Source organism: Neobacillus vireti, assembly GCF_001026695.1.
GTDB classification, from domain to species: Bacteria; Bacillota; Bacilli; order Bacillales; family Cytobacillaceae; genus Neobacillus; species Neobacillus vireti.
The window spans coordinates 1-11,532 of record NZ_LDNB01000003.1; the positions used below are offsets into that span (position 1 = coordinate 1).

Annotated in this window: 14 protein-coding genes; 8 read left to right on the top strand and 6 right to left on the bottom strand. The window is 41.3% G+C overall.

The genetic code is table 11. The features are described 5' to 3' along the window. Positions 1-248: 248 nt before the first annotated feature. A complete protein-coding gene (locus tag AA980_RS05345) occupies positions 249-479 on the bottom strand; it encodes a hypothetical protein (protein ID WP_024027855.1) in 231 nt (76 codons plus the stop codon). A 142-nt stretch (positions 480-621) separates the two neighbouring features. Between AA980_RS05345 and pdaB the strand changes: the two genes are divergently transcribed. Then, entirely contained in the window at positions 622-1,374 is a 753-nt protein-coding gene (gene pdaB / locus AA980_RS05350) for a polysaccharide deacetylase family sporulation protein PdaB (protein ID WP_024027856.1), read from the top strand. Positions 1,375-1,402: 28 nt separating this feature from the next. Here the strand turns inward: pdaB and AA980_RS05355 are convergent, their stop codons facing one another. Further along, on the bottom strand, positions 1,403-2,083 hold the full coding sequence (locus tag AA980_RS05355; protein ID WP_024027857.1) for a KinB-signaling pathway activation protein: 681 nt from the start codon (positions 2,081-2,083) through the stop codon (positions 1,403-1,405). A 148-nt stretch (positions 2,084-2,231) separates the two neighbouring features. Here AA980_RS05355 and gerD point away from each other — a divergent pair, with 148 nt between their 5' ends. Further along, positions 2,232-2,849, top strand: a complete 618-nt coding sequence (gene gerD, locus AA980_RS05360) for a spore germination lipoprotein GerD (RefSeq protein WP_024027858.1) — start codon at positions 2,232-2,234, stop codon at positions 2,847-2,849. A gap of 62 nt (positions 2,850-2,911) precedes the next feature. Here gerD and AA980_RS05365 read toward each other — a convergent pair whose 3' ends face one another. The 3 genes from AA980_RS05365 to AA980_RS05375 form a co-directional block, all read right to left on the bottom strand. Continuing rightward, a complete protein-coding gene (locus AA980_RS05365) occupies positions 2,912-3,967 on the bottom strand; it encodes an Mrp/NBP35 family ATP-binding protein (protein ID WP_024027859.1) in 1,056 nt (351 codons plus the stop codon). 132 nt (positions 3,968-4,099) lie between these two features. Next, a complete protein-coding gene (cwlD, locus tag AA980_RS05370) occupies positions 4,100-4,822 on the bottom strand; it encodes an N-acetylmuramoyl-L-alanine amidase CwlD (RefSeq protein ID WP_024027860.1) in 723 nt (240 codons plus the stop codon). Positions 4,823-4,896: 74 nt separating this feature from the next. Further along, positions 4,897-5,340: a YbaK family protein gene (locus AA980_RS05375; RefSeq protein ID WP_024027861.1), complete on the bottom strand. Its 444-nt coding sequence runs from the start codon at positions 5,338-5,340 to the stop codon at positions 4,897-4,899. Between the two features lie 235 nt (positions 5,341-5,575). On the opposite strand from AA980_RS05375, the gene AA980_RS05380 reads away from it, so the two are divergent. The 6 genes from AA980_RS05380 to AA980_RS05405 all read left to right on the top strand — a co-directional run bounded on the left by AA980_RS05380 (position 5,576) and on the right by AA980_RS05405 (position 10,280). Continuing rightward, a complete protein-coding gene (locus AA980_RS05380) occupies positions 5,576-6,289 on the top strand; it encodes an SDR family NAD(P)-dependent oxidoreductase (protein ID WP_082195645.1) in 714 nt (237 codons plus the stop codon). A gap of 3 nt (positions 6,290-6,292) precedes the next feature. Beyond that, positions 6,293-7,324, top strand: a complete 1,032-nt coding sequence (locus AA980_RS05385; protein WP_024027863.1) for an S-adenosylmethionine:tRNA ribosyltransferase-isomerase — start codon at positions 6,293-6,295, stop codon at positions 7,322-7,324. A 14-nt stretch (positions 7,325-7,338) separates the two neighbouring features. Then, complete coding sequence (locus AA980_RS05390) at positions 7,339-7,686, top strand: VOC family protein (RefSeq protein WP_024027864.1); 348 nt, start codon at positions 7,339-7,341, stop codon at positions 7,684-7,686. 48 nt (positions 7,687-7,734) lie between these two features. Continuing rightward, complete coding sequence (locus AA980_RS05395; protein WP_024027865.1) at positions 7,735-8,853, top strand: GAF domain-containing sensor histidine kinase; 1,119 nt, start codon at positions 7,735-7,737, stop codon at positions 8,851-8,853. A gap of 11 nt (positions 8,854-8,864) precedes the next feature. Then, positions 8,865-9,500, top strand: a complete 636-nt coding sequence (locus AA980_RS05400) for a response regulator (protein WP_024027866.1) — start codon at positions 8,865-8,867, stop codon at positions 9,498-9,500. A gap of 162 nt (positions 9,501-9,662) precedes the next feature. After that, positions 9,663-10,280: an RraA family protein gene (locus AA980_RS05405; RefSeq protein WP_024027867.1), complete on the top strand. Its 618-nt coding sequence runs from the start codon at positions 9,663-9,665 to the stop codon at positions 10,278-10,280. Between the two features lie 45 nt (positions 10,281-10,325). On the opposite strand, the gene prpF is transcribed toward AA980_RS05405, so the two are convergent. Further along, entirely contained in the window at positions 10,326-11,501 is a 1,176-nt protein-coding gene (gene prpF, locus AA980_RS05410) for a 2-methylaconitate cis-trans isomerase PrpF (RefSeq protein ID WP_024027868.1), read from the bottom strand. Positions 11,502-11,532: the final 31 nt, after the last annotated feature.

The window sequence follows — 11,532 nt, forward strand, 5'->3', positions numbered from 1 at the left end:
AGTTTTATAAAAAAACTAAAAAATATTGTTTGTTGACGTTTTTGTTTGTTTAGTTTTCAAAGAACAAATGTTATCATCGCTCAAAAGCGACTTTATTAATATAGCATCCGTTGACCGTAATGTCAATAACTTTTTTCGAAGTTATTTAATATGTCATCAGCGACGTTTATTAATATAACAAGATAATAAATAGATGTCAACGCATTTTCTAAAAAAATATTCTGTTGTAGAAATTCTTCTATTCAACCTTAACCCTTTTTCCTATCCTTCTTCCCTCTCCTCATATATTTTAAACATTCATGTGGAGAAGCAACCCGTCTAAATAATGTAAATAAGATTTTATATCTTTCTTCCATTGTTCTTTTTACGATATGATCAATGCGCTCATCCCGTAAATCAAATAATATTTCATCCATTTCTCTTTTAATAAGGTATTCCATTTCTTTTATTTCTTTTTCGTTTATTAGAAGTCCAAACATTGAATAACCTCCAGCGAAAGAATTTAGTTATAGTAGTCTTTTCCAAGAATTGAAATTTTTATTATAAAAATCTTAAATCATAATTCTAATCATACAGGCATAGTTATTAGACAAGGATGGTATTGGACGAGGTGGGAGCCAGATGAAATTCTTTTTAATTGTAAACGGAAAATCTTTGAAAAACGTTGCACTTATTTTGATAGCTGCTTTTTTTACCGCTGGGTTTCTTTACATGGAAAACCATGCACAAATACCGGTCTTTTCAACCAAGGATGGGCCGAAAGCGGTTTATCGCGGAGAAAAGGACCTTGCGCTTACCTTTAATATCGGTTGGGGCGATGAGAAGGCAGAACCAATTTTAGACATACTAAAAAAAGAGAATGTTAAATCGGCCACATTCTTCTTGGCCGGGTCTTGGGCTGAACAGCACCCTGACATCGTCACACGAATTGTAAAAGATGGGTTTGAAATTGGCATTCTTGGATACGAATACGTAGACTACATGGATATCGAGGATGTTAAAATTGGCCAGGACATTTCAAAAGCTCAGGTAGCCTTTAAAAAGTTAAATGTGAAGGATATAAAACTTTTGCGTGCACCGACTGGACATTTCGATAAGCGCACCTTAAAAATCGCAGAAAAATATGGGTATACGATGGTCCATTGGCGAATTGATTCAAAGGATTGGCAAAATCCCGGGGTTGCAAAGATTGTGGAAAATGTAAAAAAGGCTGATAAGGGCGATATTATTCTCCTCCATGCCTCAGATTCAGCCAAACAAACAGCGAAAGCACTACCGCTGATATTGGAGGATATCCGTCAAAAGGGTCTAAAGCTCGTATCGGTTTCCGAAATGATCGCCAACGGAGAAATTCATTCACAGGAAATTAAATAAGAGGAATATCAAAAAACCGACCACTGATTTAAATGGACGGTTTTTTGTTCATTTTCTTATTATTTTTTGCTCTGTTATCTGATTGGCTTTGACGTTGTTGTCTTTCCTGTTCTGATTTCTTATTTAGTTTATGAAGGATTAATACTTGGTAGGCATTACAGGCTATTAGAGCAAACACCATTGTATAAAACCAGTTTACAGCATTTTCATTTAGAACAGGAACCCATTCCACTAACGTTGCGACGACCATAAAGAAAAGCGCAGGAATAAATGCTTCGCGATTGGTTTCCTTGCTTTTCATCCAGGCGACAACTAATCCAACAATTAAAAGAAACAGAGCTGGGACTAAATAAGGAAGAATAGAATCTCCCGGCTTGGCAAAGTTTACATAACGTAAATAAACTAAATCAAATAATCCAAATAAGATGAGGACCATCTGAATTCCATTCCAAAGGGCAGCAGATTTAAAGATTCCTAAACCAAACCGATGAATGGTTAAATAGGCGAAAAAACCCATTTGACTGATGACACTGAAAAGAAACCCCATGACAATTAACCAGATGAGGGCGGAAATAATATCTCCAATTTTAAAATGAACAAAATATGGCTGCAATTCATGCCAGCGCACAAACAATCCCACAATAGCCGTCGTGACCCCGCCAACTAATAATGTGTTCCAAAACAGTTTTACCAAATTACGGCTTGTCACACAATAAACCCCCATGTTTTTAAAATAATTTCCCTCTGATTGTACCAATCCGAATTTGAAAAATCCATAATTTGCGTTACCAACGAATAATCTTTGCCGATTTTCTTCATTATAAAATTAAGGATTCTTATGTGAAAGGAGCTTGAAAATGAAAGGAAAAAATATAGTGCTCCTCCTGCCCATCATGGTGTTCTTGACGAGCTGTTCGTCGGGTGATACAAGCAGTGTAGGGCAAATAGATTACGATCAGACCAAGAAAATGGTTGTCGATATCCTAAAAACAGACGATGGAAAGAAAGCAATTCAGGATGTCATGTCTGACGATAAGATGAAAGAAAAGCTGGTTATGGACCAAAAGGTGGTCTCCGACACCATACAACAAACACTAACATCAGATAAAGCGACTGAGTTTTGGAAAAAAACCTTTAATGATCCAAAATTTGCTCAAGGCGTAGCAAAAAACATGAGATCCGAAAATGAAAAATTATTAAAGGAATTAATGAATGATCCCGAATACAGAGGAATGATGATTGAGGTTTTTAAAGAACCTGAAATTCAGAAAGAGCTGGCTGATGCTCTAAAAAGCAAAGACTATCGCGAACATCTTCAGAAAGTCATTACGGAGACAGTCGATAGTCCACTATTTAAGGCTAAAATGCAAGAGATCCTGCTAAAAGCAGCCGAGGACATGAAAAGCAAGGAAGGCAGTAAAGGAGACCAAAGCGACAGTAAAGCCAGCGGTGGGCAAGACGGCGGCGGCTCTTAAATAAGAAAAGAGCATTTCTAAAAAATAAAACCTCTTCCGCTGTCCGGAAGAGGTTTTATTTTTTACTTATTCAACAGACTTACCGTCTTTTCGGCAATTTCCAAATAAATTTTTCCAATCTGGTGATCTTCCTGATACACAGAAGGTGCAAAGTCTTCATCGTTCCAATCCGGCTGGTTCAACGGCAGGCGTCCAAGCACCTCTGTATTCAATTCTTCCGCCAATTTATCACCGCCGCCTTGACCAAATACATATTCTTTTTCACCGGTTAACTTGCTTTCAAAGTAAGCCATATTTTCAATGACACCAAGCACCTCATGCTCGGTACGAAGCGCCATTGCACCGGCACGTGCCGCCACAAAGGCTGCTGTTGGATGCGGGGTAGTGACGATAATTTCCTTACATGCAGGCAGCATGGTGTGAACATCCAAGGCCACATCCCCAGTACCCGGCGGTAAGTCTAATAGTAAATAATCGATTTCTCCCCACTCAACTTCATTGAAGAAGCTGTTTAACATTTTACCAAGCATCGGGCCGCGCCAAATAATCGGAGCATTATCCTCAACAAAGAAGCCCATTGAAATAACTTGGACGCCAAAACGTTCCACAGGAATAATCTTTTCGCCGCGAACAACCGGCCGTTGCGTAATCCCCATCATATCAGGAACGCTGAAACCATAAATATCGGCATCAATGAGTCCAACTTTTTTACCAAGGCGTGCAAGCGCAACAGCAAGGTTAACAGATACCGTTGATTTTCCAACCCCGCCTTTTCCGCTCGCGATTGCAATAAACGTTGTATTCTCAGAATTAAGCAGGTTTTTTTCTTTCGTTTCTGGTTCAGCATGACGGTGTGCAGCTAATACCTCTTCAGGCAGCTCACTGAAACGAATCCCCACCGTTGCCGCTCCTGCTTCTTTTAATACGTTAACGATCTGGGTTTGCAGCTGTAACTGTTCGCTCGTCCCCGTTCTTGCAATTCCTATCTTAACGCTGACATGGTTCTTTTCTTCTTTAATCTTAACTTCCTCAATTGCATTTAATTCAGCTAATGTCTTATGTAAAAATGGTTCTTTGAGGCTGCCAATAACCTCACGGACGCTCACTTCTGTTAACATAAAAAAACACCTCACCTTTTGAATTCGTTTCCATACTTAAGTATATCATAATCAAGCATAGAAGCAGTTAAATGAATCACACTGTTTTACCTTCAAAATTAAACAAAAAACGGAAGACGGTGACCGCCTTCCTTAATCTGTTTCTTTCAATTCCTTTTCATTTGTAAAATACCGCATAATACCATTATTGATCGATGCGGCTACCTTACTCTGATAGGGCTCTGTTTTTAACAATTCCTTTTCCGTTGGATTAGAAAGAAAGCCAACCTCTACCAATATTCCTGGTTTTTTAGCATGCTTTAAGATATAAACATTATTGATTGGCTTCGCTTTTCGAGTTGTATTCTCCAAGTTCTTACGCAGCTCTTCCTGAATAAATTTAGCAGCCCTGGCATTTCCCTTATGCTGGGGTGCATAGAAGGTTTGGGCACCGCTCCATCTAGCGGACGGAATCGCATTTAGATGGATGCTGACAAAAAAGTCATTATCGGAGCTATTGATCATTTTTAATCGCTGTTTCAAATCCTCAACTTTTCTTCTACTGTAGCCCTTTACATCAGGGTCAGCCAGATCTTTATCCGTTTCCCGCGTCATAATCACAAGAGCGCCCTGCTCCTGAAGATAATCCCTGACTTTAAGGGTAATTTTTAAGGCAATATCCTTTTCAAGCGTTTTGCCGGTTCCAGCTCCGCCATCCGGTCCGCCGTGCCCTGCATCAAGCAAGATGATCTTTCCCGATAGTGGCAGATTCCATGAATTCCATGAATTATTTTCGGAAAAATCATGCTGTAATATGAGAAATAACACAAGTAATCCTGCAATAAAGCTGATAATTTTCAATCTGCGCTTTAACAACCCTAATCATTCCCTCCCGCTCGTCCCTGATTCAATAAAATATATGGGACAAGGAGCGGTTTTAGAACAGTGTATTAGTGAAGTCGAAGCTTGTGGCGTCTTTGGCCTTTTTCGTAACCTTCCCGCCACCAGACGTGAATATATTGCTCACAAAGGTAATAGAGGGATTCACTCATGGTGCCTTCCTCTCCACTTCCCCAATAGAGTAAAAAGTTGTACAGCGTATCAATAAGGTGTTTTTCTTCACGAAAGCAGCGTAAGCGCACTGCTTCTATATCCTCTCCATAATAGCCAAACTTGCTGAATTTTGCTCCTAATAAGAAGGCTTCCAGTGCCACATCATAACAAGCTTCCTCTATTCCTGTATTCATCACAAAGCTTGAGGCGATTTTTGTCGACCCAAAGTATTGTCGTACCCTTTCTTTCAATGTATTGATTGATAACTCCTTCAGTACGGAGCGCTCGTATTTTATTTGTTTTTCTCGTCTTTTTTCTTTAAAGGATGTAATCACAGTCACTTCATTTTCACCTCTTAGAACTAGTCTTTATCCCTCGTTCATAAGAAATGCAAAAAGGCTTTTTCCAATTTTTATTCCCGTGAGTATGATCCCAATCAACCGATTTGTCCTTTGGACCCGGATCTTGTCTCTTTTCTCATCCAAAAGTTGTAGATAAAGTTCAAGCTTTTTTCTGAGGGAGGATTTGGAAGAAACCAGTATGCTTAAGTCATCAAGTAATGAAGGGATGATAATTATGAAAAATAAAGTCGTAATGATTACTGGTGCCTCTAAAGGTTTGGGCAGGGCATTAACATTGGCATTTGCAAAAGAAGGAGCGAAGTTGGCGATATGTGCAAGAACTAAGGAAAGCCTACAAAGAGTGAAGAAAGAAGCCGAGGATTTCGGTGCTGAGGTATTGGCGGTTACTGCTGATATCGCAAATTCAAGGGATGTAGAGCGATTCATTGCGATGGCTGAGGAGGAATACGACCATATTGATGTCCTGATCAATAATGCCTCTATGTTGGGACCAAGTCCAATGCCATTGCTTCTCGACTACCCTGAAGAGGATTTTGCCGAGGTGCTCCGAGTGAATGCAGTTTCGCCATTTCTTGTAACAAGAAGAGTAATTCCAGGGATGCTTGAGCGGAATTTAGGTTCGATTATCAATGTAACATCCGAAGCCGGTCATACCGGCTTTGCAGGCTGGGGAGCATACGGGATTTCAAAATTTGCCGTTGAGGGCCTCACGCAAACGTGGGCAGATGAATTAAGTGAGACCAATGTCCGCGTCAACATGGTCGATCCAGGGGAAATGGACACAGACATGCACCAATTAGCTGTTCCCGACTGCGATTATCCATTGGCTAAGCCTGAGGATGTTGTTGAGATATTTTTATACCTAGCATCAGATAGAGCTGCAAAAATTAATGGCCAGCGGTTTGCGGCCCAGTCAGAGGAGGTGTAAGGAATGACAGCGATTAAAGCGTTGGATTTTTACCTTCCTGATGAACTTAATGCTTCCCATCCTCCGGAAAAAAGAGGCTTACGAAGAGATCATGTCCGAATGATGGTGCTGGACCGGACAACAGGAGAAATCAAGCATGACCATTTCTTTCACTTGGCAGATTATCTCAAGCCCGGTGATCTGGTGATTTTAAATAATAGTCGTACCATTCCTGCAGTTTTGCAGGCCAAATGGTTAAGAAACACCGTTCCAATCGCACCAAAGGTTGAAATCCGGCTGGCAAGGCGCCGCGGCGAAGATATGTGGGAAGCGCTTATTGTAGCAAACCCTGTAAAAACGGGCGATATTTTGCAATTTTCGCCTGAATTATCAGCAATGGTGATCGGTGAAAAAGAGAATTCTCCACTTAAACAGATTAGGTTTACTAAAAAAGGGACGGATTTATACAACATCATTTACGCCCTCGGTGAGCCGGTCCGTTATGAATATATTGAACAACCTTGGGAACTGGATTACTACCAAACAGTATTTGCCAGCCATCCCGGTTCCGTTGAGATGCCGTCTGCCGGCAGGGCATTTAGCTGGGAGCTGCTCTTTAAATTGAAGCGCAAAGGCATACAACTTGAGTTTATTCAACTTCATACAGGGTTGAGTTATTTGCTCGATGATAGTTTGGTTCAAACACCTGAAGATAATGATGAAGAATATCAAATCTCTGAGCGTACAATGGAAAAGATTATCCAGACAAAAGCATCCGGTAAAAAGGTAATCGCGGTTGGGACGACTGTCGTCAGGGCTCTTGAGACTGCAGCTAGGAACGAGGTGCTATCAGGGATAACGAATCTTTATATCAATCAACATTATCCGTTAAAAATAACAGACGGAATCATTACCGGCCTTCATGAACCGAAGGCCAGCCACCTCGATATGCTTTCCGCCTTTATATCCGAACGTCACTTACTCAAGGCCTATGATGAAGCCATCGAAGCCGGATATTTATGGCATGAATTTGGCGATATGAATCTAATTATTTGAACGGAGGCTTTTACATGCGTTTTCATCATTATGCCTTAGAAGTGAATAATTTAGAGAAATCTATTGCTTTTTATCAAAAGTATCTGGGGTTTCTGGAAGAAAGCCGAATGTTTTTCATGGGGGAAGAGATTGTGTTTCTGATCTTAGGGGACTTCAGACTTGAGTTAATCTCTGGGCACCAATTGTCTGATAAAACAGCTCATATTTGTTTTGAAGTAAGCGATCTTGCCAAAGTAATCAGCAGGTTTGATGCCAGTCTAAAAATAGAAGGTCCATACAAACTGGAGAATGGCTGGGAGACTGTTTTTTATGAAGGACCTAATCAGGAAATCCTAGAGTTTTTACAGGTAAGGGCTGTTTAGTTGCTGTTATAATAACAGTGAAGGCATCAAGCTAGAGGGGTGAATAGAGTGTCTGTTGAGACAGGATACGAGGAAATCGGCATATTAAAAGAAATCGCAGAGCTTTTAAATGAGGGAACCGATACAAATGCCGTGTTGTCTGGCGTTTTAAAGAGACTTCTTCAAGTGACAGGACTTCAAACTGGTTGGATTTTTTTAATTGATGAAAATGGTGCGCATCAGCTTGCAGCCGATGAAGCCCTGCCCCCCGCTTTGGCAAATGACGAAAAACAAAGGATGTGCCAAGGCAAGTGTTGGTGCGTCAATAAATACAACAATCGTCAACTCAATAAAGCAACGAATATTATGGAGTGTAAACGGATTGAAGAGGCGATTGAAGAGAAGGCTGGAGAAACTTGCGGCCTAACTCATCATGCGACCGTCCCGCTTGGAGCCGGACAGGAACGGTTTGGTATTTTAAATGTAGGTTCGCCAAACAAAATGCATTTTCAGAAAAACGAACTTGCATTGCTTGAAGCAGTTGCCTATCAAATCGGAACTTCATTGAAACGAATCAAACTGACTCAACGGGAACAAGAGACAGCACTTATTGCCGAACGAAATCGGCTGGCGAGGGATCTTCACGATTCCGTGAATCAGCTTTTGTTTTCGCTCAGCCTTACCGCAAGGGCTGGTGTCGAAATGACCCAAAATAATGAGGTAAAACAAACCTTCAGCTATATGCAGGATTTGGCCCAGGAAGCTCTTGGAGAAATGAGAGCGTTAATCTGGCAGCTTCGACCGCGTGGACTTGAAAATGGACTTGTAAGTGCCCTAAGAAGTTATGCGGATATGCTTGGCCTATCGATTGAAACAATGGTGAATGGAGCGTTCATTATTCCGGGGAAGGTCGAGGAAATTTTGTGGCGAATCGGGCAAGAGGCATTAGCCAATTGCAAAAAGCATTCCCAAACCACAGAAGCAGTATTAATTTTTCATACTTCCAAAGATGGGGTTATGATGACAATCAAGGATGCAGGCTGCGGCTTCCATTATGATGAAAATCTTGATATCCCCTCATTAGGATTAAAAAATATGAAATCACGGACAGAGTCGTTAAATGGGAGTTTTCGATTAACGAGCAAGCCGGGAAGCGGGACAGAAATACAGATGTACATTCCGTTCTAGGGGGAAATATAGTGAATATACGTGTACTAATTGCCGACGACCACCACATTGTCAGAAGAGGTCTGGTCTTTTTTCTTCGCACCCAAAAGGGTCTTGATATTATCGGGGAAGCCGCAAATGGGAAGGAAGCCGTAGAACTGGCAAAATCACTAAAGCCAGATTTGATTCTCATGGATTTGGTGATGCCTGAAATGGACGGAATCCAGGCAACAAGAATCATAAAAAAAGAACAGCCCGAAATCAAAATAATGATGTTGACCAGCTTTTCAGACCAAGACCATGTCATCCCCGCCCTTGAAGCAGGTGCTTCCGGATTCCAGCTTAAGGACATCCAGCCTGATGAACTTGTCGCCTCAATCAAAAAAATAATCAGCGGAGAAAACCAGCTTCATCCGACAGCGACTTCACACCTGTTGGCTAATTTATCTAATAACAGCAAACCTGCAAAACTAGAGGAATTAACCAAAAGAGAATTGGATGTTTTGAAAGAAATCGCTAAAGGAAAAAGCAATAAAGAAATCGCTGCCGCGCTCTTCATCACTGAAAAGACAGTAAAGACACATGTTTCAAACCTTTTGGCCAAGCTCGAGCTGGCGGACCGGACCCAGGCGGCACTTTATGCGGTAAAAAACCAATTAGTAGACTAGACGGATGTTGAGCATGAATCACATCCGTTTTTTGTAGTATCCACTTCCAAATATGAAATAGTGTTTTGTTATGGCTAAATATAGCAATTTTGAATTTTATCAAAGCCCATTTATCCCGTATATTATTATGTGAAAGAACCTATTGAAAAGGAGTTTGAATCCATGAATCAACTCGTTGAACTGTTTCGTTCTATTCCTGCCACTTGTATTTCTGATGCTCTAGATGGATTGAATAATCTACATCCTAGTATTAAGCCGCTGCAGGAGGAATATGTATTAAGCGGAAGAGCATTTACTGTAAAAATGCCGGTAGGTGATAATTTAGTTGTACTTAAAGCGATTCGAACTGCAAAACCTGGAGATATTCTCGTAATCGATGCGAAGGGAGATGAATACAGAGCGATTGCAGGCGACTTTGTAGTGGGCATGGCAAAAACATTGGGACTGGGTGGAATTGTCGTAGATGGTGTAATACGTGATTTGAAAGGCATAAAAGCACTGGGGTTTCCTGTATTTTGTAAAGGGACAACAGTTGCTGCAAGTGGTAAAGCAGGTGTTGGTGAACTAAATGTTCCCATTTCTTGCGGGGGAGTTTCAGTCAACCCTGGTGACATCATTGTCGGAGACGAAGATGGAGTTGTTGTCATCCCGAAAGAAAGAGAAGATGAAATACTAAAGAAATCTCAGGAAAAGCTGCTCAAAGATAAACAAAGAGAATCTTCAATTTCTGGTAACAAAGAAGCAACGATCCAATACTTAGATTCAATAACCTCCAAATAAGCTGACGTAAAAACTAAGGGCTGCCATTTGCAGCCCTATTATTTGCTATTCAATTGTCTTAGGTATTAGAACGGAACCTTCCATTAATCTTCGAGCACTTCGACTCATGACCACTTTCTTCACGACCCAACCTTTATCCTCATTTTCAGCCACCGCGCCTACCCTTAAGCTACCAGAAGGATGGCCAAAGCGAAGCTCAGACATCGTATTTCCTAAAATTCTACTGACAATTGTTCCTGGTATCGCAGCTGCGGCGGCGATCGCTACAGCACCTGTACCTGTCATGGCGTGATGTAGTTTTCCCATGGAAAGTATACGTACCAAAATATTGATATCTTCGCTGCTTATTTTCTTACCGTCCGACGTAGTATAATTCGCAGCTTCCGAAAAAAAAGCGATTTTCGGTGTGTGCTGCCGCTTGGTCATTGCGTATTCCACACTCTCCGCAGCACCCATAGCTACAGCACCATGAGCCCGAATTACTTCAAATCGTTTTAATAATTCACTATTACTATTTATATCTCCTTGTAGTTCCGTTCCAGTTAAACCCATTGACGATGCCGAGACAAATATAGCGGGGTTCCCAGCATTGATTAAGGTAACTTCCAGCTCTCCAACATCTGGGACACGAAGTATATCAATGGGATTACCAGTTGGTAACATAGCCCCTCCATCAGTATCCCCGTCATCGGCGCCTGGATCAATAAATTCCAGCTTAATTTCCGCTGCAGGGAAAGCCACTCCGTCCAGTACGAAATCGCCAAGCTCTACTACCTCTCCATCCTTCATTGGGACATGAGCTATAATCTTCTTACCGATATTCTTCTGCCAGATATTCACCGTAGCCACTCCATTTTGCGGAACATCAATGAGTCCCCGATATATCGCATAGGAACCAACCGCTGAGGTAAGATTGCCACAGTTTCCACTCCAATCAACCAAGGGTTGTCCTATTGCTACTTGCCCGAATAGATAGTTTACGTCACAACCAGGTTGATCACTCTTGCTGATTACGACTACCTTGCTGGTACTTGATGTTGCAGCACCCATTCCATCAATCTGCTGGCCATACGGGTCTGGACTCCCAATTACACGCAATAATACCTTATCACGTTCGATTGGGTCGGTTGGCAAATCTTCTTCAAGGAAAAAGACACCCTTGCTTGTTCCGCCTCGCATATATATTGCTGGAATTTTCATTTGTTTTTCGCATTTACTCATTTTGGTTAATTGCCTCCTGGTTCCCTCTTAC